Source organism: Cellulomonas sp. FA1, from assembly GCF_000986825.1.
Classification (GTDB): Bacteria; Actinomycetota; Actinomycetes; order Actinomycetales; family Cellulomonadaceae; genus Cellulomonas; species Cellulomonas iranensis.
In genome coordinates this window covers 3,584,905-3,607,453 of the sequence record NZ_LBMY01000001.1, presented here as the reverse complement: position 1 = coordinate 3,607,453, position 22,549 = coordinate 3,584,905, and the positions used below count along the sequence as shown (strand labels likewise).

At 76.1% G+C, this 22,549-nt stretch carries 26 protein-coding genes and 2 pseudogenes; 1 reads left to right on the top strand and 27 read right to left on the bottom strand.

Annotation, left to right across the window (positions count from 1 at the left end; all coding sequences use genetic code 11):
• The first annotated feature begins 1 nt into the window (after position 1).
• The gene (locus GY42_RS16330; RefSeq protein ID WP_082131612.1) at positions 2-709 is read left to right on the top strand and encodes a DUF998 domain-containing protein; all 708 of its coding nucleotides are present in this window, start codon (positions 2-4) and stop codon (positions 707-709) included.
• On the opposite strand, the gene GY42_RS16325 is transcribed toward GY42_RS16330, so the two are convergent.
• The 27 genes and pseudogenes from GY42_RS16325 to GY42_RS16200 all read right to left on the bottom strand — a co-directional run bounded on the left by GY42_RS16325 (position 682) and on the right by GY42_RS16200 (position 22,544).
• Entirely contained in the window at positions 682-1,767 is a 1,086-nt protein-coding gene (locus tag GY42_RS16325) for a hypothetical protein (protein WP_152667359.1), read from the bottom strand. The two genes, GY42_RS16330 and GY42_RS16325, sit on opposite strands and share 28 nt — an antisense overlap.
• Positions 1,745-3,801 (bottom strand): annotated as a pseudogene (flhA, locus tag GY42_RS16320) (flagellar biosynthesis protein FlhA). The gene GY42_RS16325 and the pseudogene flhA overlap by 23 nt, the downstream one beginning before the upstream one ends.
• A 3-nt stretch (positions 3,802-3,804) precedes the next feature.
• Positions 3,805-4,959, bottom strand: coding sequence for an EscU/YscU/HrcU family type III secretion system export apparatus switch protein (locus tag GY42_RS16315; RefSeq protein ID WP_046530125.1), 1,155 nt, complete (start codon positions 4,957-4,959; stop codon positions 3,805-3,807).
• Positions 4,956-5,723, bottom strand: a complete 768-nt coding sequence (locus tag GY42_RS16310) for a flagellar biosynthetic protein FliR (RefSeq protein ID WP_046530124.1) — start codon at positions 5,721-5,723, stop codon at positions 4,956-4,958. Before GY42_RS16310 ends, GY42_RS16315 begins: the two co-directional genes overlap by 4 nt.
• A 10-nt stretch (positions 5,724-5,733) precedes the next feature.
• Positions 5,734-6,006 (bottom strand): flagellar biosynthesis protein FliQ, encoded by a 273-nt coding sequence (gene fliQ, locus GY42_RS16305; protein ID WP_046530123.1) that lies wholly within the window; start codon positions 6,004-6,006, stop codon positions 5,734-5,736.
• Entirely contained in the window at positions 6,006-6,902 is an 897-nt protein-coding gene (gene fliP, locus GY42_RS16300; RefSeq protein WP_082131611.1) for a flagellar type III secretion system pore protein FliP, read from the bottom strand. The genes fliQ and fliP overlap by 1 nt, the downstream gene beginning before the upstream one ends.
• A complete protein-coding gene (locus tag GY42_RS18420) occupies positions 6,899-7,333 on the bottom strand; it encodes a flagellar biosynthetic protein FliO (protein ID WP_052748453.1) in 435 nt (144 codons plus the stop codon). Before GY42_RS18420 ends, fliP begins: the two co-directional genes overlap by 4 nt.
• The gene (fliN, locus tag GY42_RS16290; protein ID WP_046530122.1) at positions 7,333-8,031 is read right to left on the bottom strand and encodes a flagellar motor switch protein FliN; all 699 of its coding nucleotides are present in this window, start codon (positions 8,029-8,031) and stop codon (positions 7,333-7,335) included. The genes GY42_RS18420 and fliN overlap by 1 nt, the downstream gene beginning before the upstream one ends.
• Complete coding sequence (locus GY42_RS16285) at positions 8,028-9,014, bottom strand: flagellar motor switch protein FliM (protein ID WP_236686822.1); 987 nt, start codon at positions 9,012-9,014, stop codon at positions 8,028-8,030. Before GY42_RS16285 ends, fliN begins: the two co-directional genes overlap by 4 nt.
• A gap of 198 nt (positions 9,015-9,212) precedes the next feature.
• Complete coding sequence (locus GY42_RS16280; protein WP_046530121.1) at positions 9,213-9,728, bottom strand: flagellar basal body-associated FliL family protein; 516 nt, start codon at positions 9,726-9,728, stop codon at positions 9,213-9,215.
• Positions 9,729-9,755: 27 nt separating this feature from the next.
• The gene (locus GY42_RS16275) at positions 9,756-10,643 is read right to left on the bottom strand and encodes an OmpA/MotB family protein (RefSeq protein ID WP_046530120.1); all 888 of its coding nucleotides are present in this window, start codon (positions 10,641-10,643) and stop codon (positions 9,756-9,758) included.
• Complete coding sequence (locus GY42_RS16270; protein WP_046530119.1) at positions 10,640-11,419, bottom strand: motility protein A; 780 nt, start codon at positions 11,417-11,419, stop codon at positions 10,640-10,642. The genes GY42_RS16275 and GY42_RS16270 overlap by 4 nt, the downstream gene beginning before the upstream one ends.
• The gene (locus GY42_RS16265; RefSeq protein WP_306298830.1) at positions 11,419-11,700 is read right to left on the bottom strand and encodes a flagellar FlbD family protein; all 282 of its coding nucleotides are present in this window, start codon (positions 11,698-11,700) and stop codon (positions 11,419-11,421) included. The genes GY42_RS16270 and GY42_RS16265 overlap by 1 nt, the downstream gene beginning before the upstream one ends.
• Before the next feature lie 155 nt (positions 11,701-11,855).
• Positions 11,856-12,473 (bottom strand): M15 family metallopeptidase, encoded by a 618-nt coding sequence (locus GY42_RS16260; protein ID WP_046530117.1) that lies wholly within the window; start codon positions 12,471-12,473, stop codon positions 11,856-11,858.
• Between the two features lie 2 nt (positions 12,474-12,475).
• On the bottom strand, positions 12,476-13,654 hold the full coding sequence (locus tag GY42_RS16255) for a flagellar hook protein FlgE (RefSeq protein ID WP_046530116.1): 1,179 nt from the start codon (positions 13,652-13,654) through the stop codon (positions 12,476-12,478).
• Between the two features lie 24 nt (positions 13,655-13,678).
• The gene (locus GY42_RS16250) at positions 13,679-14,146 is read right to left on the bottom strand and encodes a flagellar hook assembly protein FlgD (RefSeq protein WP_046531132.1); all 468 of its coding nucleotides are present in this window, start codon (positions 14,144-14,146) and stop codon (positions 13,679-13,681) included.
• Between the two features lie 214 nt (positions 14,147-14,360).
• Positions 14,361-14,597, bottom strand: a pseudogene (locus GY42_RS20230) (flagellar hook-length control protein FliK); the annotation flags it as partial.
• 874 nt (positions 14,598-15,471) lie between these two features.
• The gene (locus GY42_RS16245; protein WP_046530115.1) at positions 15,472-15,909 is read right to left on the bottom strand and encodes a flagellar export protein FliJ; all 438 of its coding nucleotides are present in this window, start codon (positions 15,907-15,909) and stop codon (positions 15,472-15,474) included.
• Positions 15,906-17,240 carry a FliI/YscN family ATPase gene (locus GY42_RS16240; RefSeq protein WP_046530114.1) on the bottom strand — a complete coding sequence of 445 codons (1,335 nt, stop codon included), beginning with the start codon at positions 17,238-17,240 and terminating at the stop codon, positions 15,906-15,908. The genes GY42_RS16245 and GY42_RS16240 overlap by 4 nt, the downstream gene beginning before the upstream one ends.
• Positions 17,237-17,917 carry a FliH/SctL family protein gene (locus GY42_RS16235; RefSeq protein ID WP_052748452.1) on the bottom strand — a complete coding sequence of 227 codons (681 nt, stop codon included), beginning with the start codon at positions 17,915-17,917 and terminating at the stop codon, positions 17,237-17,239. The genes GY42_RS16240 and GY42_RS16235 overlap by 4 nt, the downstream gene beginning before the upstream one ends.
• Positions 17,910-18,908: a flagellar motor switch protein FliG gene (gene fliG, locus GY42_RS16230; RefSeq protein WP_046530113.1), complete on the bottom strand. Its 999-nt coding sequence runs from the start codon at positions 18,906-18,908 to the stop codon at positions 17,910-17,912. Before fliG ends, GY42_RS16235 begins: the two co-directional genes overlap by 8 nt.
• Positions 18,905-20,509: a flagellar basal-body MS-ring/collar protein FliF gene (gene fliF / locus GY42_RS16225; RefSeq protein ID WP_046530112.1), complete on the bottom strand. Its 1,605-nt coding sequence runs from the start codon at positions 20,507-20,509 to the stop codon at positions 18,905-18,907. The genes fliG and fliF overlap by 4 nt, the downstream gene beginning before the upstream one ends.
• Positions 20,509-20,721, bottom strand: a complete 213-nt coding sequence (locus GY42_RS16220; protein ID WP_082131609.1) for a flagellar hook-basal body complex protein FliE — start codon at positions 20,719-20,721, stop codon at positions 20,509-20,511. The genes fliF and GY42_RS16220 overlap by 1 nt, the downstream gene beginning before the upstream one ends.
• A 112-nt stretch (positions 20,722-20,833) precedes the next feature.
• Positions 20,834-21,232 (bottom strand): flagellar basal body rod protein FlgC, encoded by a 399-nt coding sequence (locus GY42_RS16215; protein ID WP_046530111.1) that lies wholly within the window; start codon positions 21,230-21,232, stop codon positions 20,834-20,836.
• Positions 21,229-21,573 (bottom strand): flagellar basal body rod protein FlgB, encoded by a 345-nt coding sequence (locus tag GY42_RS16210; RefSeq protein ID WP_046531129.1) that lies wholly within the window; start codon positions 21,571-21,573, stop codon positions 21,229-21,231. Before GY42_RS16210 ends, GY42_RS16215 begins: the two co-directional genes overlap by 4 nt.
• 179 nt (positions 21,574-21,752) lie before the next feature.
• Positions 21,753-22,118: a hypothetical protein gene (locus GY42_RS16205; RefSeq protein ID WP_046530110.1), complete on the bottom strand. Its 366-nt coding sequence runs from the start codon at positions 22,116-22,118 to the stop codon at positions 21,753-21,755.
• A 6-nt stretch (positions 22,119-22,124) separates the two neighbouring features.
• Positions 22,125-22,544, bottom strand: coding sequence for a flagellar export chaperone FliS (locus GY42_RS16200; RefSeq protein ID WP_046530109.1), 420 nt, complete (start codon positions 22,542-22,544; stop codon positions 22,125-22,127).
• Between the last annotated feature and the right edge of the window lie 5 nt (positions 22,545-22,549).

The window sequence follows — 22,549 nt, the reverse complement described above, 5'->3', positions numbered from 1 at the left end:
GGTGAGCGCCCCGACCCCCGTGCCGTCCGTCCCCGCGGCCGCCCGACCCTCGCGCGGCGCCCTGACCGGCGGCGGCGTCCTCGCGGGCGCGGCCGCGTGGGTCGCGGTCGCGCACTACTTCGTGGTGCTGCTGGTGGTCCGGGCGGCGTGGACGACGCCGTACAGCGTGCTCTCGAACACCATCAGCGACCTCGGCGCGGCGGGCTGCGGCGAGCACCGCGGCCGCGACGTGTGCTCGCCGTGGCACGTCGCCGCGAACGTCTCGTGGGTCGCCACGGGTGCGTGCCTGCTGCTCGGCGCGCTGCTGCTGCGACCCGTGCTGGCCCGGGGCGCCGCGGGGCGCGTCGGCCTCGCGCTGATCGGCGTGGCGGGCGTGGGCGAGCTCGTGGTCGGGCTGAGCCCCGAGGACGTGAGCGCGGCGCACGTGCCGGCCGCGGCCGTCGCGATCGTCGGCGGGCTCGCCGGCCTGCTGACGCTGGGCGCGTCGCTCGCGCGCACGCCCGGCCTGCGCGGCCTCGGGGTGCTGGGCGTCGGGTTCGGCGCCCTCGGCGTGACCGCGCTCGTGCTGGGGGTGACGGTCGTCCCGGAGCGGCTCGTCGGACTGGTCGAGCGGCTCGCCGCCTACCCGATCCTCGTGTGGGCCGTGGCCGCGGGCGTCACGGTGCTGGTCCGGCGGCGCGCTCACGCGAGCGCGGCGTCGAGCTCCTGACCGAGGGCGGCGGCCCACACCAGGCGCGACGCCGGGACGCCGTCCACCCACGCGACCGGCAGGCCGGGCTCCAGCACGGTGCCGGGTGCCGCGGTGTCGAGCAGGCCGTGCACCGCGAGCGCGTCCACGGGGCGCTCGGCGCCGACCGCGGCCACCCACGCCGCGACGTCGGCGGACTTGGTGCGCGCGTCCGTCACGGCCCACACCTGGTCGGCGCCGAGGCCCGCGAGCGCGTGCGCGGCGCGCGCGCGGTCGTGGTGCTCGGTGCCGACGCGCAGCGCGACGACCTGCGCGGAGCCGCCGTCGCGGGCGGGTGCCGTGACGGCGCCGGACGCGTCGAGCTCGTGCACGCGGCCGTCGGGCAGCCCCCACCGCACCGCGAGCGTGCGGGCCACGGCGCGCGGCCCGTCGCCCTCGCCGACGACCACGAGCACCTGTCCGACGCCGCGCGGCGGCGGGGGCGGTGCGGGCAGCCGGCCCAGCAGGGCGCCGAGCGTCATGGGCCCCGCGTCGAGCAGGCGCACCGGCACGCCGAGGCGGACGAGCTCGGCGCGCAGCCCGACGCCGGGCGCGTACGGGGCGCGGGGGCGGCTCGGGGCGGGGACCGCGGGCGCGACCGCGAGCGCGGCAGCGGCACCCGCGAGCGCCGCGTCGGCGGGGCGGGGCGCGGGCACCACGAGGTCGGGGTCGGGGGCGCCCACGAGCGAGCGGACCTGGTCGAGGACCGCCGCGAACTCGCGCGACGTGGTCGACACGCCCGGACCGGGTGCGGGCGGGCCGTCGGGGCCGTCGGCCGCGTCGGCCGCGTCGAGCAGGTCCTCGATGCCGCGCGCGGGCGCGGGTGCGGCGGGCCGGTGCGCGAACGCGCGCACGGGCCGGTCGTCCTCGTCCGGCACGTCGACGGTCATCTCGTAGCGTTCCTTGGCGAAGAACCCCGCGAACCCGCCCGAGCGGATGCGCTCGGCGCTGACGATCCGCGCGCCCGGGCCCAGGTGCTCGCGCACCTGCGTGACGAGCTCGTCGAGGTCGGGACCCTCAAGCAGCAATCGCGTGGTCACCGTTCACCACCCCCACGGTGTCGACCTGGACGCCCGCGGCCGTGACCTCGGAGTACGAGAGCACGGGCAGCCGCGGGTCGGCGAGCGCGACGAGCCGGCGCAGCGCCGGGCGGATCGCGGGCGAGCACGCGAGCACGACCCCGCGGCCCTCGGCCTCGGCGCGACCGACCGCGGCGCGCAGCTGCGCGAGCACCGTGTCGAGGCGCTGCGGGTCGACCAGCAGCTGGCTGCCCTGGTCGCCGGGCCGCAGGTTCTCGGCGAGCTGGTGCTCGAGCACGGGCTCGAGGGTGAGGACGCGCAGCGCGCCCTCCTGCACGTAGGGCGCCGCGAGCGCGGGGCCGAGCGCCGAGCGCGCGGCCTCGACCAGCCCCTCGGGGTCGGTCGAGACGCGGGCCCGCAGCGTGAGGGCCTCGTAGATGCGGCCGAGGTCGCGGATCGGCACCTGCTCGACGAGCAGGCCCTGCAGCACGCGCTGCACCTCGCCCAGCGAGAGCAGCGCGGGCACGAGCTCCTCGACGACCGACGGGTTGACCTGCTTGACGCCCTCGGTGAGCACGCGCACGTCCTCGCGCCCGAGCAGCCGCGCGGCGTGGTCGTGCACGAGCGCCGACAGGTGCGTGACCAGCACGGACACGCGGTCGACGACCGTGGCGCCGGAGATCTCCGCGGCGTGCCGCAGCTCGGCGGGCACCCACTTGCCGGGCAGCCCGAACACGGGCTCGGACACCGCGGTGCCGGGCAGCGCGGCGAGGTCGTCGCCGAGGGCGAGCACGCGCCCGGGGGCGCCTGGCCGCGGCCGACCTCGACGCCCGCGACGCGCACGACGTACGTCGACGGCGGCAGGTCGACGCTGTCGCGCGTGCGCACGGGCGGCACGACGATGCCCAGGTCGAGCGCGACCTTGTGGCGCAGCGCCCGCACGCGCGCGAGCAGGTCCTGGTCCGGGCCCGTGCCGACGAGGTCGACGAGGTCGGGCGCGAGCAGGATCTCGAGCGTGTGCACGCGCATCTGCTCGATGAGCTGCTCGGGCGTCTCGGCGGACGGCGCGGCGACCTCGGCGACCGCGGGCTCGGCCGCGGCGGCGGCCTCGGCCTTCTCGCGGGCGCCGATGCGCTGACCGGCGACCAGCAGCGCTCCCCCGACGGCGAGGAACGGCAGCTTGGGCATGCCGGGCAGCAGCGCGAGCGCGACGGCCGCGCCGCCCGCGACGAGCAGCGCCGTGCGGGACTGCGTGAGCTGCGACGCGGCCGCGGTGCCCATGTCGCCCTCGGCGGTCGCGCGCGTGACGACGATGCCCGTGGACACCGACAGCAGCAGCGCGGGGATCTGCGTGACCAGGCCGTCGCCGACGGTCAGCAGGCTGAACCGCTCGATGGCCTCGCCCGCCGACATGCCCATCTGCATCATGCCGATCGCGAACCCGCCGACCAGGTTGATGACCGTGATGACGATGCCGGCGATCGCGTCGCCCTTGACGAACTTCGACCCGCCGTCCATCGCGCCGTAGAAGTCGGCCTCGGCGGACACCTCGGCGCGGCGCCGGCGCGCGGTGTCCTCGTCGATGAGGCCCGAGTTGAGGTCGGCGTCGATGGCCATCTGCTTGCCGGGCATCGCGTCGAGCGTGAAGCGCGCACCGACCTCGGCGACGCGGCCCGCGCCGTTGGTGATGACGACGAACTGGATGACCACGAGGATGAGGAAGATCACGAGGCCGATGACGAGCGACCCGCCGACCACGAAGTGGCCGAACGCGTCGATCACCTCGCCCGCGAAGCCCTGCCCCAGCACGAGGCGCGTCGAGGCGACGTTGAGCCCGAGCCGGAACAGCGTGAACACGAGGATCAGCGACGGGAACACCGAGAAGTCGAGCGGCTTCTGCACGTACATGCTGGTCAGCAGGATCACGAGCGACGCCGTGATGTTGACGACGATGAGCACGTCGAGCATCGCGGGCGGCAGCGGCACGACGAGCAGCAGCACGATGCCGACGACGCCGACGGGCACCGCGAAGCGGGCGACGGAACGGTTCTGCACGGGTCAGCTCCTGGGGGCGGCGCCGGCGCGCGGGCGCCGGGCTCGGGGCGGGGTCGGGGTGTCGGGCGGCAGCGTCGATCCGCCGGGCAGGCGGTGCTGGCCGAGGCTCGCGCCGCGGCGGCGCAGCGCCATGACGAACGCGAGGACGCGCGCGACGGCGGTGAACAGGTGCTCGGGGATCTCCTGGCCGACGTCGCACGCCGCGTGCAGCGCACGGGCCAGCGGGACGTCCTCGACGAGCGGCACGCGGTGCTCGCCCGCGAGCTCGCGGATGCGCGCGGCCACGGTGCCGGCGCCCTTGGCGACGACGCGCGGCGCGCCCGTGCCGGGCTCGTACCGCAGCGCGACGGCGACGTGCGTGGGGTTGACCATGACGACGTCCGCGGTCGCGACCTCGGCCATCATGCGGTTGCGGCTCATGCGCATCTGCCGCGACCGGATCTGGCCCTTGACCAGCGGGTCGCCCTCGGTGCGCTTGTTCTCCTCCTTGACCTCCTGCTTGGTCATGCGCGTCGACTTGCGGTTGCGTCGCAGCACGACCACCAGGTCGACCACGGCGAGCGCGACGCCCACCGCGATGCCGCCGCGCAGCAGGCCCGACGCGCCGTCGCCCGCGGCGCCCAGCACGGCCGCGAGCGGCAGCGTCCCGGACGCCATGAGCGTCGGCACCATGGTCTGGACGCCCGCGTAGAGCACGGCCGCGACCGCGAGGGTCTTGAGGAGGGTCTTGACGCCCTGCCACATCGCCTGCGGGCCGACGAACTTCTTCGCGGCGGCCGCGGGCTTGAGGTGGTCGAACTTGGGCTTCATGCTGCGGAAGCTCACGCCGCCCTGCGCGACGGCGACGACGATCGTCGCGACCACGAGCACGGCGAACATGGGACCGAGCGTGCTGCCCGCGGACTGGAGCGACTGCCGCAGCACCTCGACGGCCTGCGCGGGGTCGGCGCTCGACGCGACCGCACGGACCTGCGTCATCTGCTCGAGCGCGGCGCCCCGCGCGCGGCCGAGCACGCCCGGCAGCATGAGCGCCGCCGCGCCGAGGCCGACCCACGCCGTGAGGTCCTGCGAGCGCCCGAGCTGGCCCTTGCGCCGGACGTCCTTGAGCCGCTGCGGCGTGGCCTTCTCGGTGCGCTCGCCGCCCCCGCCGCCGCTCACCGCAGCACCGCCGGCACGTCGGTCGCGGTGCGCTCGGCGAGCGCGCCGAGCAGGTCGGGCAGCGCGAGCAGCGCGAAGCCGCACAGCGTGAGCGTCAGCAGGATCTTCAGGGGGAACCCGAGCGCGAACGCGTTGAGCGCGGGCGACACGCGCGTGAGCAGCCCGAGGCCGACGTCGGCGAGGAACAGCACGACGAGCAGCGGGCCCGCGATCTGCAGCGCCGACACGAACAGCGACGTGATGCCGTCGGCCGCGCCCTGCGCGAACCCGGCGGCCGAGAACATGGTCCCGAGCGGCAGCACGTCGAACGTGCGCAGCAGCCCCGCGACGACCAGCTGGTAGCCGTCGGACGCGAACAGCAGCACGACCGCGAGCAGCTGGTAGAGCCGCGAGAACTGCGCGCCGCTCGTCATGCTCATGGGGTCGAACGCGGTCGCGATCTGGAACCCGCCGAACAGGTCGACGAGCGACCCCGCGGACTGCACCGCCGCGAACACCAGGTAGACGAGGAACCCGGTCCCGGCGCCGACGACGGCCTGCAGCACGAGAGCGCCGACGAACGCGCCCGTGCCGGTCGACTCGACCTGCTCGAGCCGCGGCGCGACCGCGAGCGCAAGGCCCGTGCCGAGCGCGACCTTGACCGGTCCGGGCACGCCGCGCTGCGCGAACGGCGGCGCGACCACGAGGAACGCGATCATGCGCACGGCCGCGAGCAGCGTGGTCTCGACCGCGGCGATCGGCAGCGTGACGGCGACGGGGTCCATCGGGGTCCGCTCACCCGCCCAGCAGCGACGGGATGCGCGCGTACAGCTCGTGCGTGAACGTCACGAGCTCGGTGATCATCCAGTGCCCCGCGATCAGCAGCGCCGCGGCCGCGGCGACGGCCTTGGGCACGAACGACAGCGTGACCTCCTGGATCTGGGTCACGGACTGCACGAGCGACACCGCGAACCCCACGACGAGGGCGGTGACGAGCACGGGTGCGGCGAGCTTGGCGGCCAGCACGAGGGAGTCGAGCGCGATGTCGAGGACCGCGTTGGTGTCCACTAGCCGCCCCCGGTGTACGAGCCGACGAGCGCGGTGACGATCAGCCCCCAGCCGTCGACGAGCACGAACAGCAGGAGCTTGAACGGCAGCGACACCATGATCGGCGGCAGCATCATCATGCCCATCGCCATGAGCGCGGAGGATACGACGAGGTCGATCACGAGGAACGGCACGAACACGACGAAGCCGATGATGAACGCGGCCCGCAGCTCCGACAGCAGGAACGCGGGCGCGAGCACCGTGAACGGCACGTCGGCCGGCGTCTCGGGGTTGGGCCGGTCGGCGGCGCGCGTGAGCAGCGCGATGTCCTGCTCGCGCGTGTGGGACAGCATGAACTCGCGCAGCGGCGCCTGCCCGGCCTCGACGGCCTGCGTGAACGTGAGGCTGCCGTCGAGGTAGGGCTGCACGCCCGCGTCGTTGACGCCGCTGACGACCGGCGCCATGACGAACAGCGACAGGAACAGCGCGAGGCCCGCGAGGACCTGGTTGGGCGGCACGCCCTGCAGGCCGAGCGCGTTGCGGGTGAGGGACAGCACCACGAGGATCTTGGTGAAGCTCGTGGTCAGCAGGATCAGCGACGGCGCGACCGACAGCAGCGTGATGCCGAGCAGCACGACGATCGAGCCGCTGGGCGTGCCGTTGATGCCGTTGACCTGCACCGTCACCTCGCCCACGCCGGGCGCCTCGGGCGCGGTCGGCGCCGCGGGCGGCGTGGGCCCGGTCGCGGCGTGCGACGGCGCGGCGAGCGCGAGCTGGACGACGAGCACGCCCGCGACGACGAGCGCGAGCAGCAGCGCGCGCACGAGCGTGCGGCGCGGGTCGCGGACGGCCGGTGGCGTCGGCAGCGACGGGACAGGCGTCGCGGGTGCGGGCGACGCGAGGGCCGGGCGGGTCATCGGCGCACCGTGCGGTCCTGCAGCGCGCGCAGGGTCGCGCGCCACGTCTGCGGGGACAGCACCGAGCCCGCGAGCGGGCCGGGGCGCGCGCCGTCGGGCGCGGGGCGCGGCGTGGGCACGGCGTCCGCCGACCCGGCGGGGGGCGCGGACGCCGACGTGGTCGCGGGCGTGAGCTCGGGCACGGGGCGCAGCTCGGTGAGCAGCTGCACCTGCTGCTCGCCGAACCCGACGAGCAGGCGGCGGCTGCCGACCGCGACCACGGCCACGCCCGACCCGCGGGAGAGCGACTGCCGGTCGACCACGTGCACCGTCGGCTCGCGGTCGTCGTGCGCACCCCGCGAGGCACCCAGCTTGCGCGCCAGGTACCACACGAGGCCGACGACGCACGCGAGCGACAGCAGCACGCGGCCGACGAGCAGCAGCTCGTCCATCAGACGGCGTCCGGCGCGCTGACGATCTCGGTGACGCGGATCGCGAAGTCCTCGTCGACCACGACGACCTCGCCGCGCGCGATCAGGCGCCCGTTGACGACGACGTCGGCGGGCCCGCCCGCGGCGCGGTCGAGCTCGAGGACCGTGCCGGGCGTGAGGTCGAGCACCTGGCGCAGCGGCAGGCGCGTGCGCCCGATCTCGGCGGTGAGCGTGAGCTCGACGTCGTACAGCGCACGCAGCGCGGCGCCCCGCTGCGTCGGCACCGCGGGCGCGGCGGCGGCCGGCGCACCGCCCGGGCGCACGCGCACCACGAGCCAGGCGCGCGGCCCGTCGGGGCCGACGAGCGCGACGACGTCGCTCTCGGGCGTGACGACCTGACCGGCCGTCGACAGCCGCGCGGGCTCCAGCACGCCGTCGCCCAGCGCGGCCGCGGCCGCCTGCAGCGCCGGGCGCAGGGCCGCAGCGGGGTCGAGCGCGGCGCCGTCGGTGCCCTCGGCGAGGGCCGCGGCGACCTGCGGGCCGAGCACGAGCGCGACGTCGGCCGACGTGCGGCCGACGACGCCCGCGACGACCGCGGCGGCGTCGGCCGGCGGGGCCGCGTCGGCCGGTGCGACCTGCAGCGGGACGTCGGCGGGGACGAGCGCCGCGGCGGCCGTGGCGGCCGCGGTCGTGTCGACGACGGGGGACGTGGTGCTCATGCGTGGTTCTCCTCGACGCTCACGACCTGGCAGGCGAGCCGCGAGCCGTGGGTGCCGGCGGCGGCGTGCGCGAGCACGACGTCGTCGACCACGACCTCCAGGGGCCGGCTCGCGGGGTGGGACAGCGGCAGCACGTCGCCGACCGCGAGGTCGACGACGTCCCGCGGGTGGACGACACGGGGCGTGCAGCGCACGGCGACCTCGACCGGCGCCTCGAGCGTCGCGCGCTCGAGGTCGGCCTTGTCACGGACCAGCCGGTCCGGGTTGGGGGTCTCGCCGTCGGGGCGCTGCTCGGTGCGCAGCGCCGCGAGCACGGCCTCGGCGGGGAGCATGAGCGTCGCGGTGTCGACGCGCTTCTCGTCGATCCGCAGCGTGAAGCTCGCCGACAGCACGGCGTCGGTCGCGGCGACCGCCTGCACGAACTGCGGGTTGTACTGGATCGAGCGCACCGACAGCTGCAGCGGCATGATCGCCGCGAACGTGTACGTGAGGTCCGCGAGCGCGTTCGTCACGAGGTCGCGCACGAGCGTCGTCTCGATCTCGGTGAGCTCGCGGCCCTCGCGCTCGTCGCCCAGGCCCGAGCCGCCGAACAGGTAGTCGACCCACACCAGGGTCGCGGGCACCGGCAGCTGCAGCAGCGCCGTGCCGCGCGGCTGCTCGACCGTGCACACGAACAGCGCGGTCGGCGTCGGCAGGTTCGCGACGTGCTCGTCGTACGTCAGCAGCGTGACGTCGTCGAACGTCACCTGGACCAGCGCGCGCAGGCGCGCCGTGAGCTGCGTGCCCCACAGGCGCGCGAACCGCTGCAGCGCCATCGACAGGTGGCGCGCGTGCTCGCGCGACAGCGTGAGGGGGCGACGGAAGTCGTACGGGACCGGTGCGGCGGCGCGCGCGCGGCGGCGCGCGGACGAGCCGGGTGCCACGGGCACGTCGGTGGCGACGGGCGCGGCGGGCGCGTCGGTCGCGGGTGGGGACGGCGTCACGACCGACCCATCGGCGGGTGCCGCACGGACGTGAGGAGAATCGGCGGCGTGGTCGCGCACGAGGACGACGAAGGGCCCGGTGGGTGCGCGGACCGTGCGGTGGATCTCCCGCCGCCCGTCCTGGGCGGTGCGTCGCGCGGCACGGTCGCGCGCGGCGGGGAGCGACGGCGGCGCCCTCCGTGGCGCCGGCTGGTCACGTCACTGCGTGACGTAGTTCGTCAGGTAGACGTCCACCACCTCGCCCTCGTACGCCTCGGAGAGCTGCTCGGCGAGCTGCGCCTTGAGCTGGTCACGCGTGGCCGGGTCGGAGACCTCGGCGATCGGACGGCCCGAGTACAGCGCGATCGCGAGGTCGAGCGCGCGCGACGCGTCGATCTCCTCGCCCGCGTCGGCCGTGAGCTGCAGGCCCAGGCCCAGGCGCAGGTAGCGCCCGTCGGCCAGGTTGATGCTGATGGGCTCGACCTTGACGACCGCGCCCAGCTCGGGCGTCGGCTCGGGTGCCGGCTCCGCGGCCGCACCGTCGCCCTTCAGCAGCAGGAAGTACGCCGCGGCGCCGCCGATCAGCAGCACCACGACCACGGCCACCACGACCAGCAGGCCGCGCCGCGACCTCTTCTCGGCCACGGGCTCGGCCGCCGGGGCCGGGGCGGGTGCGGACCCACCGCCGCCTCCCCCGATCTTCTGCCGGGACACCACACGCTGCTCGACTGGCATGTCACACCTCCGTCTCGGGTCGTCGGGTCACTCGTGCGTCACGGTCGGCACGAGCTCGCGCACGTTCTCCGGCGCGTCGGACAGCACGACGAGGTCGACGCGGCGGTTGGCCGCCAGCGACGCCTCGTCCATGCCCTGCGCGACCGGGCGGGCGTCGCCGAACCCCACCGCGGAGATGCGGCCGGGGGCGAGCCCGTCCTTCTCCACGAGGTGCCGCAGCACCTGGGTCGCCCGGTCGGCGGACAGCTCCCAGTTGGTCGGGTAGCGCCCCGACACCGGGAGCACGTTCGCGTGCCCCTCGATCGCGATCTGCTCCTGCAGCGCGACGAGCGTGGGCGCCGCCACGTCGAGCACCTGCAGCGCGGTGGGCGTCAGCTCGGCGCTCGCGGGCGCGAAGAACACGTCGTCGGCGATGAGCCCGAGGATCAGGCCGCGCTCGTCGATGCGGAACTGCACGACCTTGTCCAGGCCCTGCGCCAGCAGCCCCTGCCGCAGCGCCTCGCGCACCTGCTCGAGGTGCGACGCCTCGGCCTGCGCGGCGGCCAGCAGCTGCGGGTCGACCGGCTCGGGCGTCGGGATCTGCCCGACCTCCGCGAGGCCCTGGTCGGCGCTCACCATGCCGGCGGTGCCCGCGCCCTGCGCGTCCTGGTCCTGCGGCGCCATGCCGTCGAGCACGCCGTCGCCGCCGTCGAACACCGTCGACGAGACCTGCACGTCGCCGTTGCCGAAGCCCGCGGCGAGCGACTTGCTCAGCGCGAGGTACTTCTCCTGGTCGACCTGGCTGATGGCGAACAGCACGATGAACAGCGCCATGAGCACCGTGATCATGTCGGAGTAGCTCACGAGCCAGCGCTCGTGGTTGACGTGCTCCTCGTGCTCCTCGTGCCGGCGCCGCCGGCCGCCCGCCGCGCTCACGCCGCCTCCGTCCGGGCGTCGGGCTTGTCGCCGCCGCCGGGCACGAGGCTGCGCAGCCGCTCGCCGACCAGGCGCGGGTTGGCGCCCGCCTGCACCGCGAGCAGGCCCTCGAGCGTGATCTCCATCTGCTGGCACTCGAGGTCGGAGATGCGCCGGATGCGGTTGCCGATCGGCAGCCACACGACGTTCGCCGAGAGGATGCCCCACAGCGTCGCGACGAACGCGGCGGCGATCGAGTGCCCCAGCGACGCCGGGTCCGACAGGTTCTCGAGCACGTGCACGAGCGAGATGACCGTGCCGATGATGCCGATGGTCGGCGCGTAGCCGCCCATGTCGACGAAGTACTTGGACGCCACGCGGTCCGTCGCGCGCTTGGTCGCGATCCGGTCCTCGAGGATGACCCGCAGGTCCTCCGGGTCGGTGCCGTCGATCGCGGCCTGCAGCCCCTCGCGCAGGAACGGGTCCTCGACCTGGCGCGCGTCGTCCTCGAGCGCCAGCAGGCCCTCGCGGCGCGCGCGCTCGGCGAGCTTGACGACGACGTCGACGTTCGCGCCCGGCTGCGGCGCCTTGGCCCGCATCGCGCGCGGCACGGCCGCGAACGCGGCCTTCGCGTCCTTGAGCGTGTGCCCGGCCAGGCCGACGCCCAGCGTGCCGCCCCACACGAGGATGAGCGGCGCCGGCAGCAGGATCGACATGGGGTCGGCGCCCTCGAGCGTGAGGGCCGTGTAGATCGCGCCGAACGCGAACAGGATGCCGACGATGCCCGCGGGGTCCATCAGCGGCTCCTCGGTCGCAGCGGGACGGGCGGCGGCGGGTCGTCACCGGTGTCGTCGTCGAGGTCCGGCACGGTGCCCACCGGCCCGAGCCGCTCGAGGTCGCGCGCACGCGCCAGCAGCGACGCGCGCTGCTCGTGGATGAGCGCGACGATCTGCTCGAGGGACTCCTGGACGATGAGCTTGGTGCCGTCGACGAGCGTGAGGATGGTGTCGGGCGCACTGTCCACCCGCTGGACCAGGTCGGGGTTCACCCCGAACCTGCCCCCGTTGAGTCGCGTCACGACGATCACGGCACATCCCGTCCCTGGTCACTGCTGGTGCGGCGGCTCCGGCCTAGGCGCCCGGCGCCGCGTGCGCCCCGTCCGTGGGGCACGTCCTGCTCATCGGCAGGGCGTGCGGGCGGCTGAGGCGTCGGGCCTCACCCGCGTGCGGCGCGTCATGTCTGGTACGCCCAGTGCCACGGCTCGCGCGGCGTGTCCTCCGCGAAGCCGTACCGGTCGGCGTTGGCCCGCATCCACGCCTGCGCGCGGTCGTCGAGCCGCAGGTCGACCGCGAGCCCCCAGCCGTGGTCCGACGTGCCGGGCGTCGCGGCGAGGCCGCCCTGCGAGTACAGGCCCTTGCGGCGCACGAGGTCGACCTGCGTGTCGTACGTGCGGTACGAGTCCGTGATGCCGATCGTCACGCCCTGGGCGCGCGCGTCGTCGATCAGGCGCGTGAGCTGCTGCGCGGCGGGCTGCCACAGGCGGTGCCCGGTGTCCCCCACGGGGGTCAGCGCGGCGTCCGGCACGCGGCCGTTCTGGTGCGCCGCGAGGCCGTTGGGCAGCATGTCGCCGTTGATGCGCCGCACCGACGACGGCGACGTGTCGACGGTCGTCGCGGGCGCGGCGCCCGGCACCTGGTACGTCGCGACCGCACGCGCGAGCGTGTCGGCGAACGCCGTGGCCGTGGTGGTCGAGCCGGACGCCGACCCCGACGCGACGGTCGGGGTCGGCGCGGGCTCGACGAGCTCGCGGAGCTGCGCCATGCGCGCCGCGATCGCGGTGATCCCCTGCATCGTCAGCGCTTGAGGTTGACCAGCTCGTTGAGCACCTCGTCGGAGGTCGTGATGATGCGCGAGTTCGCCTGGAACCCGCGCTGCGCGATGATCAGGCTGGTGAACTCGCTCGACAGGTCGACGTTCGACATCTCGAGGCGGCCGCCCGCGAGCCCGCCGCGCCCGCCCGTGCCGGCCGTGCCGATCATGGGCTCGCCCGAGTTCACCGACGTGCGGAACAGCGACCCGCCGGCCTTCTCCAGGCCGCCGGGGTTGGTGAACGCCCCCATGGCGATGCGGCCGATGACCTGCTTGAGGCCGTTGCTGAACGTGCCGGTGATGGTGCCGTCGGCGCCGAGGCCGAACGACAGCAGCGTGCCCGCGGCCTGACCGTTCGGCGTGCCCGCCGCGATCGTGTCGAGACCCGCGTAGCCCGTGACCTTCGACAGGTCGAGCGCGACGCCCCCGACCGTGAGCGTGCCGGGCGTCGCGAGCGCACCGGCCGCCGTGAACGTCACCGGCTGCGCGGCGACCGTCGCCGCCCCGTCGCCCGCGGCCACGGTCCAGCCCGCGGCCTCCTTCGTGAACGTCACCGTGAGCGTGCGCTCGGTGCCGATCGCGTCGTACACCTTCATCGGCAGGTTCTTGGTCGTGCCGACCGCCGCCGAGGAGTCCAGGTTGCCGAGCGTGTCCGCCGTCGTCGTCGCGACCGCGCCCATCGTGGTGCCGGCCGGGACCTTGAGGTCGACGAGCGGGCTGTTCGTGTCGACGACGCCGTTGACCGCGGCCCAGCCCTGCACGAGCGCGCCCTCGCCCGGCAGCACCATCTGGCCCGTGGTGTCGAAGTCGAACGCGCCGGCGCGCGTGTAGTACGTCTCGGCACCCTTGCGGACGACGAAGAACCCGTCGCCCTGGATCATCATGTCCGTGCTGCGGCCGGTGGTCTGCGACGCACCCTGCGTGAAGCTCGTCGTGATGCCCGCGACCTGCACGCCGAGGCCGACCTGCGCGGGGTTGGTGCCGCCGACGCCGCCCTGCGGGGCGCCCGCGTTGGTGAGGACCTGGCTGAGCGTGTCCTGGAACACCACCTGCGAGGACTTGTAGCCGGTCGTGTTGACGTTGGCGATGTTGTTGCCCGTGACGTCGAGCATGGTCTGGTGGCTGCGCAGACCGCTGATGCCGGAGAAGAGCGAGCGGAGCATGGGAGTTCCTTTCGGTGGTCCGCGTCAGGCGGCGGGGGTGGTCGGCGGGGTGGTCGCGGTGGGGTCGGCCGCCGTGACGGCGGCGACCGCGTCGAGCGGCACGTCGGTGTCGCCGACCCGCACGGTCGGGACCGCGCCCGCGTAGGACACGGCGGTGACGACGCCCGTGCGCGTCGTGGTCTCGGAGTCCTTCCACGTGACCTCGCGACCGACGAGGGCGGCGGCGGACGACCGCATCTGCAGCGCGAACGCCTCGCGCTGGGTGTCCGACAGCTCGACGAGACGCTCCATCGTGTTGAGCTGCGTGGTCTGCGCCATCAGCTGCGTGGTGTCCATCGGGCTGGTCGGGTCCTGGTAGCGCATCTGCGCGACCAGGAGCTTGAGGAACGCCTGCTTGTCCAGCGACGTCCGGTCGACGGGCTCGCTCGCGCCGGACGCGCCGGAGCCGCCGACGGGCACGTTGCCCTGCGCGTACGACGTGTCGATGCTCAACGGGTCCTCCGGGGTCAGACGACGAGGTCGAGCGCGCCGGGGCGCGCACGGGGGTCGGGTGGGGGGTGGCGGGCGCGTCGCCGTCGGCGCCGCGCGGGGTGACGGCGCCGTCGGCCGGGCGGCCGGAGCGGCCGCCCGGGCCCTGGTCGAGGTCCTGACCGGCGCGGCCGCCGGCCTCGTCGCGGCCGCCGAGGCCGAGCTCGGCCTGCAGACCCGCGGCCTGCAGGTCGCGCCGCAGCTCGGCGAGGGTGCCGCGCAGCGCCTCGCGCGCCGCGTCGGTCGCGCCGACGAGGTCGAGGCGGACGGCGTCGTGCGTGATGTGCGCGACCACCCGGACGGGGCCGAGGTGCTCGGGGTCCACGGGGACGGTGAGCACGTGGCGGCCGGCGCCGAGCTCGCCGACGGACCGCAGGCGCGCGCCGAGCTGCTCGGCGAGCGGGACCGCGGGCACGGGCTGCGTCGCCGGCACGGCGACGGGGCCGCCGCCGCGGGGGCGGGAGCCGGGGCGGGCGCGGGCGCCACGACCGGGACCGGCGCGGGTGCGGGTGCGGGTGCGGCAGTCGGCGCCGCGAGCGGCTCGCGCGCGACCGGTGCGTCGGCCGCCGCCGGGGCCGGCGGGTCGCCGACCGCACGCACCGTCGACGGCGTGGGACTCGGCTCGCCGGTGCGCACCGCGCGGGCCGGCGCGGGTGCCGGGGCCTGCGGGGCGGCCGGGTCCGCCGCCGCGGCGTCGGCCGGCACGTCGGCGGGGGCCACGGGGGTCGGCGACGCGGCCGGCGCCGCGGCGACGGGCGCGACGGCGGCGGCGGGCCGCGCCGGTGCGGCGGGGAGGGCCGGCGTCGCGTCGTCGACGGCCGGCGCGGCGGCCTGCGCCGCGGGCGTCTCGACGGGTGCGTCGACCGGGGCCGCGGCCGGCGCGGCGGCCACGGGCGGGAACCCGACGGCCAGCACCGTCACGTCGGGCGTCGGCGTGCCGGGCGCCACGGGCTCGGCGGTCGGTCCGCCCGGTGCGGCGGCGGCGTCACCGGCCGCGGCGGCGTCACCCGGAGCGGTGCGACGGGGGCCGTCGGCGCGGCCCGACGCGGCGGGGCGCGCCGGCTCGCGGCCGGGTGCGCGGTCGGCCCGCGCCGTGCGGTCGGGGCCGGACGAGCGGTCCGGGCCGGGCGCGCGCTCGGCGCGCACGTCCCGGCGCGCGTCGCGGCCCTCGTCCCGGCCGACCTGCGCCGCGAGCGCGTCGGCGAACGCGTCGGCACCACCCGCCGGGCGCGGGCCGGCACCGGGCGCCGGGCGCGGGGACGTGGCGGGGGCCGCCACGGCGGTGGGGGTCATGCGTCCTCCCCGGGTGTCGTCGGGGCCGCGCTGCGCGCGGCCACCTCGTCGAGCGCGACCTGCTCGGCGTGCTCCTCGGTCACGCGGACCTCCTCCTCGTGGCGCTCGCGCAGCCGGTCGACGGCCCGCGTCCGCACGCGCGCGGCCGTCCACTCCGCCTGCCGGCGTCCGACGTGCTGCTCGGCGTCCTCGACGGCGCTCAGGTCCTCGGTCAGCAGCGACGACAGCGCGACGCGCGCCGCGACGGCCGCCTGCCACGCCGCGATGTCGGCCTCGCCGGGCGGGCGCGTCGAGCCGAGCATCTCGGCCGTGCGCGTCGCGCGGTCGCGCGCGATCCGCTCCTCGCGGCGCGCGGACGCGAGCTCGGCCGCGGCGGTGTCCTCGGCCATGGCGCGCACGCGCAGCAGGCCCGCGAGCGGGAAGTTGCGGCTCATGCCTCCCCCATCTGCTGCACCAGCGCGCGCAGCCACGTCCACGACGCGTCCGCCGGTGCGGCCTCGTCCATCCCCTGCCGCAGGAACGCGTCGATCGCGGCCGCGTGCGTGACGGCCGTGTCGACGAGCGGGTTGGAGCCGGCCACGTACGCGCCGACGTCGATGAGGTCCTGCGCCTGCCGGCGCGCCGCCATCACGGCCCGCAGGCGCGCGGCGTCGGCGCGCTGCTGCGGCGTCGACACGCGCGACGCGACGCGCGACACCGACCCGAGCGCGTCGACCGACGGGAAGTGCCCCGCGACCGCGAGGCGCCGGTCCAGCACGACGTGCCCGTCGAGGATCGAGCGCGCGGCGTCGGCGATCGGCTCGTTGTGGTCGTCGCCGTCCACGAGCACGGTGTACAGACCCGTCACCGAGCCGGTCGGGCCCGCGCCGGCGCGCTCGAGCAGGCGCGCGAGCAGCGCGAACGTGCTCGGCGGGTACCCGCGCGTCGCGGGCGGCTCGCCCACCGACAGCCCGATCTCGCGCTGCGCCATCGCGACGCGCGTCAGCGAGTCCATCATGAGCACCGCGTGGCGGCCCTCGTCGCGCAGCCGCTCGGCGATGCGCGTCGCGACGAACGCCGAGCGCAGGCGCACGAGCGGCGGCTGGTCGGACGTCGCGACCACGACGACCGACCGCGCGAGGCCCTCGGGCCCCAGGTCGTCCTCGAGGAACTCGCGCACCTCGCGGCCGCGCTCGCCGACGAGCGCGATTACCGACACCTCGGCGTCGGTGCCGCGCGCGACCATCGACAGCAGGCTCGACTTGCCGACGCCCGACCCGGCGAACAGGCCGAGGCGCTGCCCGCGCCCCGCCGTCACGAGCGTGTCGAGCACGCGCACGCCCAGCGGCAGGGGGGTGTCGACGCGTGCGCGGTCCAGCGGGTGCGGCGCGGGCGCGTCGAGCTCGACCATCGCCTCGACGTCGAGCGGGCCGCGCCCGTCGATGGGCCGTCCCAGGCCGTCGAGCACGCGCCCCAGCAGGCCGGAGCCGACGGGGACCCGCAGTCCCGTGCCGTGCGCGCGGACCGGCAGCCCGGCCCGCAGGCCGTGCGTCGGGCCGAGCGGCATGCAGCGCGTCGCGCCGCCGGCGGTCGCGACGACCTCGGCCGTCACGGCCTCGTCGCCCTCGCCGATGGTCACGAGCTCGCCGACCGCGGCCGACGTGCCCGCGGTCTCGATCGAGAGCCCGACCACGCCGCGCACGCGGCCGACCGCGACCGGGCGTGCGGCGTGCAGCGCGCGCGACCAGCCGTCGGCGAGGTCGCGCTCGGGCGCGAGGGTCGTCACGGGGCCTCCAGGGCGTCGCGCACGCGCTGCACGGCGGTCCCGATCCGGGCGTCGACGTGACCGTCGGCGTGCTCGAGCACCGCGTCGCCGGGGGCGAGCGCGGGGTCCGCCACGAACGTGACCGCGAGCCCGTCGGTGCCCGGCAGGGCCGCGAGGTCGCGCGGGTGCAGGTGCACGACCGCGTCGTCCGGGACGTCGGGCTCGGCGAGCACGCGGGCCAGCGCGGCGCGCGCGGCGCTGGACGCATCCCCCAGCTCGACGCCCAGCAGCGCGACCGCGAGCTCGAGCGCCGCCGTCCGCACCGTCGCGAGCGCGTCGGCCACGACCGGTGCGGTGCGCGCCTGCAGCGCGCGGCTCGCCGCGTCGAGCGCCGCGAGCGCCGACGCGTGCTCGGCCGCGCGGACCTGCGCGTCGTGCGCGGCCTGCTGCGCGGTGCGGGCCGCCTGCTCGGCGGCGTCGGCGGCGGCCCGGCGGGCGCCCGCGGCGTAGCCCGCGGCCCAGCCCGCCGCGCGCGCCTCGTCGTCGCCGGCGGCCGGGGCGTCGAGCCGCGCGAGCGCGACCGCGCGGACGCCGGCGGGCTCCGCGGGGCGCTCGGGCGCGTGCGTGGCCGGGCGCGCGGCGAACCGCGCGGCGGCGACGGGCGTGCGCTGCAGCGGCACGAAGTCGAGGTCAGGCAACGAGCTCGTCCTCGCCCTCGCGGCGCACCACGATCTGCCCGCTCTCCTCCAGGCCACGGATGACCTGGACGATCGCGGCGCGCGCCTCCTCGACCTGCGACAGCCGGATCGGGCCGAGCAGGTCGATCTCCTCGACGAGGTTCTCCCGCGCGCGCTCCGACATGTTGCGCAGGATCTTGTCCCGCACGTCCGGGCCCGAGCCCTTGAGGGCCTGCGCGAGCGTGCCCGTCTCGACCTGCCGCAGCACGAGCTGCACGGCGCGGTCCTCGAGCAGCACGACGTCGCCGAACACGAACATCAGCGCGCGCACCTGGTCGGCCAGCGCCTCGTCCCGCGCGGCGAGCCCCTCGAGGATCGACTTCTCGGTGGCCGGGTCGGCGCGGTTGATGATCTCGACGAGCGGCTGCACGCCGCCCACGGCCGCGAGCTCGCGCGGCGCGAGCACCGCGGACGCCTTGCGCTGCAGCGCCTCGGTGACGACCGCGACGACGTCGGGCGACGCGCGCTCCATGAGGGCGATGCGGTGCGCGACGTCCGCGCGCAGGTCCTCGGGGAGCCCCGCGAGGATCGCCGACGCGTGGTCGGGGCGCAGGTGCGCGAGCACGAGCGCCATGGTCTGCGGGTGCTCGCCGTCGAGCAGCGACACGACCTGCCGCGCGTCGGCCTGCTGCAGGAAGTCGAACGAGTGACCCGCGAGCGACGCCTGCAGACGCTCGATCATGCCCGCGGCCTGCTCCTTGCCGACCGACGCCTCGAGCAGCTGCTGCGCGAAGCCCAGCCCGCCGCCCACGCCCGGGCCGATCTCGGCGACCGCGTAGAACTCGTCGACGACCTCGTCGGCCAGCGTCTGGTCGACCCGGTCGAAGCGCAGGATCTCGGCCGTGAGCTCCTCGATCTCGGCGACGTCGAGCTTCGACATGACGCGCGCCGCGCGCTCCTTGCCGAGCTGCACGAGCAGCAGCGCGGCCTTCTGCCGCCCCGTGATGCTCATCGCCGCGCCCCGGTGGTCATCCAGCCGCGCAGCAGCTCGGCGACCTGCTCGGGCTGCTCGTCGGCGAGCGCCGCGATCTCGGCGCGCCGCACGGCGGTGCCGTCGGGCGCGACGGGTGCGGGCGGCGGCGGCAGGATCGGCAGCTCGTCCTCGGCGGGGCCCTCGATCGGCGGGAGCGCGACGGCGGTCGCGCGCGCGGCGTCGAGCTCGCCCAGGTCGAGCGCCTCGCGCCGGGCGCGGCGCGAGCGCCGGCCGAGCACGATCATCACGACGACGACCAGCAGGACGATGCCCGCGGCGATGGCGATCTGCCGGATCATGTCGGAGCGCTGCTCCGCGGCGGCCTGCGCGTCGGCGGCCGCGAGCGCCTGCTCGGCGGCCTGCGCGCTCGTCGTGTCGAAGGCCATGCGCTGCACCGACAGCGTGTCGCCGCGCTCGGTGTCGACGCCCGCGGCGGCCGCGACGGCGGCCTGCAGGTCGGCCATGTTGATGCCGCCGGCGGCGGCCTGGTCGACCAGCACCGACACGGACTGCTTCTGCAGCGCGCCGGGCGCCGAGCGGGTCGTCTCGGTGGCCTTGTTGACGGCGTTCGTGACGTCCTCGTTGGTCGAGGAGTACGTGCCGTTGCCGTTGGCGCCGTCGCCGGGCACCGCGATGTTGTCCGGGCCGAGCACGCCCGTCGCGCCGCCGTTGCCGGTGCCCGTGTACTCCTCGGTGGTCGTCGAGGACGCGAGCGGGGGCGTGTCGGGCGTCGCCGAGAACTCCTCGGTGGTCCGCTCGGACTGCGACAGGTCGAGCTGCGCGTTGACCGTGACCGTGGCGTTGCCCGGGCCGACGAGGCGGTCGAGCATGGCCTGCACGGCCCCGCCGACGCGCGCCTCGTAGTCGGCCGCGCGCGAGTCGGTGAGCCCGCCGCTCGCGGCGCTGTCGCCGACGGACGACAGCACGGCGCCGCTCGCGTCGACGACCGCGACGTCGGCCGGCTGCATGCCCTCGACGCCCGCGGACACCAGGTGCGTGATGGCCTGCACCTGGTCCGCCGTGAGCTCGCGGCCCGGGCGCGTGCGGACGAACACCGACGCGGTGGGGTCGCTCTTCGCCGCGACGAACACGGTCTCCTCGGGGATCGCGAGCCGCACGGTGGCGGCCTCGACGCCGTCGATCGCGCCGACGGTGCGCGCGAGCTCGCCCTCGAGCGCGCGCCGGTACGTCTTCTCCTGCTGGAACTCCGAGGCCGTCATCGGCATCTTGTCGAGCAGCGAGTAGCCCGCGCCGTCGGCGTCGGCCGGCAGGCCCGCCGCCGCGAGCTTGACGCGCTGCTCGTACACCGCGGACGCGGGCACCAGCACGGTGCCGCCGCCGTCCGTGAGCTCGTACTGCACGCCCGCGGACGTGAGCTGGTCGACCACGGCGCTCGCGTCGGCGCCCGACAGGCCGGAGAACAGCGGCACGAGCGTCGGCTTCGACATCCAGCTGCTCAGCGCGACCGCGCCGAGCACGAGCGCCGCCACCGCGATGACGGCGAACGTGCGCTGCGCGAGCGAGAGCTGACGGACCGCGGCCGTGACCCGGCCCCACGCGTCCTGCACCTGAGCGGGCATCAGACCTGCATCCTCATGATCTCGGTGAAGGCCTCGACGGCCTTGTTGCGCACGGCCGCGGTGAGCTCGAGCGCGAGCGACGAGCGCGCGGCGGCGATCGTGTAGTCGTGCACGTCGTCGAGGTCACCGGTCACGGCGCGCACCGCGAGGTCCTGCGACGTCGACTGCAGCTGCTGGACCTGCTCGACCTGGCCGAGCACGCCCGCGAACACCGACGGGTCGGCGGCCGGCGCACCCGCGGCCCCGCCGCGCCGACGGCGCCGAGTCCCGCGGTGGGCAGGGTCGAGGTGACGCCCTGGACGGGGGCGACCGCGTAGGCGCTCATCAGCTCCGCCCGATCTGCAGCGCGGCCTGGTAGGACTCCGTCGCGCGCGTCACGACGGCGGCGTTCGCCTGGTAGCCGCGCTGCGCCATGATCAGCTGCGTCATCTGCGAGGACATGTCCACGTCGGGGTGGCGCACGTACCCGTTCGCGTCCGCGAGCGGGTGGTCCGGGTCGTGCACGAGCCGCCCCTCGGCGCTGCCGAGCTGCACGCCCGCGACCTGCACGCCGCCGTCGCCGCCGGTCATCTCCTGCGCGACGACGTACCGCGTGCGGAACGCCTCCTCGCTGGTCGCGGTCACGGTGTTCGCGTTGGCGATGTTGTCGCCCACGGCGTCCATCCACTTGCGCGTGACGGTCATGCCGGTCCCGGCCACGCCGATGGCCCCGAAGATGGTCATCCGTTGGTCCTCATCGCGGTGCGGATCGACGAGAACGTCCCCGACATCGCCTGCGTCGCCAGCTGGTAGCGCAGGTTGGTGTCGATCTGCAGGAGCGTCTCGGTGTCGAGGTTGACGTTGTTGCCGTCGAGGCGCGTGGGCTCGAGCGAGCGCGCGACCGTGCCGGTCGCCGCGCCGTCGCCGCGCCGGACCGCGCTCGCGAGCTCGTCCTCGAACTGGACGCGCTGCGCGCGGTACCCGGGGGTCTGCAGGTTGGCGACGTTGTCCGCGCTGACGCGCTGGCGCAACGCGAGGGCGTCCAGCGCGCTGTCGAGCGCGCGGACGCTCACGGAGTCGAACATGCCCATGCGGGCCACCTCACCGACGGCGTGGTACGTGGTCGGCCGATCCGTGGCCTGCTGCGCGAGCGATCCGTGCTCACCCGCCCCATCGACCGCCCGGGCCGGGGTGTGAGGAGTCGAGCGGCGCGACCTGCGACGTCACCCGTCCGGCGCACTCGCGGCGCGGGGCGGGCGGGCGGTCAGCCCTCGAGGTCGAGGTAGACGGGCGCCGCGGCCGGACGCGCGCGCAGCGCGCTGGTCGCCGCCAGGTGACGGCGCGAGACCGCGGCCTGCTCGGCGAGCCGGTGGGCGACGTCGAGCTGCCGCGCGTGCAGCGTGCGCGCGCGGTCCAGCAGCGGTGCGGGCAGCGGGCCGAGCCCGGCGGGCGGGTGCCACGCGGTGCGCTCGGCGACCTCCTGCGGCGTCGGCAGGTGCGCGACGCGCAGCAGCTCCTCGGCGTGCTCGACCTCGAGCTCGAGGTCGGCCAGCGCCTGCTCCCACGACGCGTGGAACACGGCCTCGTCGGGCCGCGGGGCGGGGGGCGCCGGGGGCGCGGCGGTGGTCACGACGGCTCAGCCCACGCCGAGCAGGCCGCTGGGCGCGGGCGCCGCGGGGGCGGCCGTCGCGGAGACCGCGTCCGACGCCTCGTGCCACGTGCGCGCGAGCTCGGCGACGATGCCGCGGCAGCCGTCGACGCGCGCGGCGTCGCCGCTCGTCGACGCCGCCAGCAGCTCCGTCATGAGCCACGTGTAGATCGCTAGCAGCTGCTCGCCGCCGTCCCACGCCTCGACGTCGAGGCTCGCGGCCAGCTCGGTCACGATGTCCTGCGCGTGCGCGAGGTGCTGCGTCGCGTCGGCGCGGCGGCCTGCGGTGAGCGCGTGCGCACCCCGCTCGACGTCGAGCACGAGGCGGTCGACGAGCATCGTGAGCAGCCGGGCGGGGCTCGCGGTCTGCACCGCGGCGGCGACGTACCGGCTCCGTGCGTCGAACATGGTCC

Coding starts and splice junctions, on each gene's coding strand:
- GY42_RS16215 (WP_046530111.1), bottom strand. CDS start 21,232: ATGACCATCTTCGGGGCCATCGGCGTGGCCGGGACCGGCATGACCGTC.
- GY42_RS16210 (WP_046531129.1), bottom strand. CDS start 21,573: ATGTTCGACTCCGTGAGCGTCCGCGCGCTCGACAGCGCGCTGGACGCC.
- GY42_RS16260 (WP_046530117.1), bottom strand. CDS start 12,473: ATGCAGGGGATCACCGCGATCGCGGCGCGCATGGCGCAGCTCCGCGAG.
- fliP (WP_082131611.1), bottom strand. CDS start 6,902: ATGACCCGCCCGGCCCTCGCGTCGCCCGCACCCGCGACGCCTGTCCCG.
- GY42_RS16280 (WP_046530121.1), bottom strand. CDS start 9,728: ATGCCAGTCGAGCAGCGTGTGGTGTCCCGGCAGAAGATCGGGGGAGGC.
- GY42_RS16310 (WP_046530124.1), bottom strand. CDS start 5,723: ATGGACCCCGTCGCCGTCACGCTGCCGATCGCCGCGGTCGAGACCACG.
- GY42_RS16200 (WP_046530109.1), bottom strand. CDS start 22,544: ATGTTCGACGCACGGAGCCGGTACGTCGCCGCCGCGGTGCAGACCGCG.
- GY42_RS16255 (WP_046530116.1), bottom strand. CDS start 13,654: ATGCTCCGCTCGCTCTTCTCCGGCATCAGCGGTCTGCGCAGCCACCAG.
- GY42_RS16245 (WP_046530115.1), bottom strand. CDS start 15,909: ATGAGCCGCAACTTCCCGCTCGCGGGCCTGCTGCGCGTGCGCGCCATG.
- GY42_RS16270 (WP_046530119.1), bottom strand. CDS start 11,419: ATGGACCCCGCGGGCATCGTCGGCATCCTGTTCGCGTTCGGCGCGATC.
- GY42_RS18420 (WP_052748453.1), bottom strand. CDS start 7,333: ATGGACGAGCTGCTGCTCGTCGGCCGCGTGCTGCTGTCGCTCGCGTGC.
- fliF (WP_046530112.1), bottom strand. CDS start 20,509: ATGCCCGCTCAGGTGCAGGACGCGTGGGGCCGGGTCACGGCCGCGGTC.
- fliG (WP_046530113.1), bottom strand. CDS start 18,908: ATGAGCATCACGGGGCGGCAGAAGGCCGCGCTGCTGCTCGTGCAGCTC.
- fliN (WP_046530122.1), bottom strand. CDS start 8,031: ATGAGCACCACGTCCCCCGTCGTCGACACGACCGCGGCCGCCACGGCC.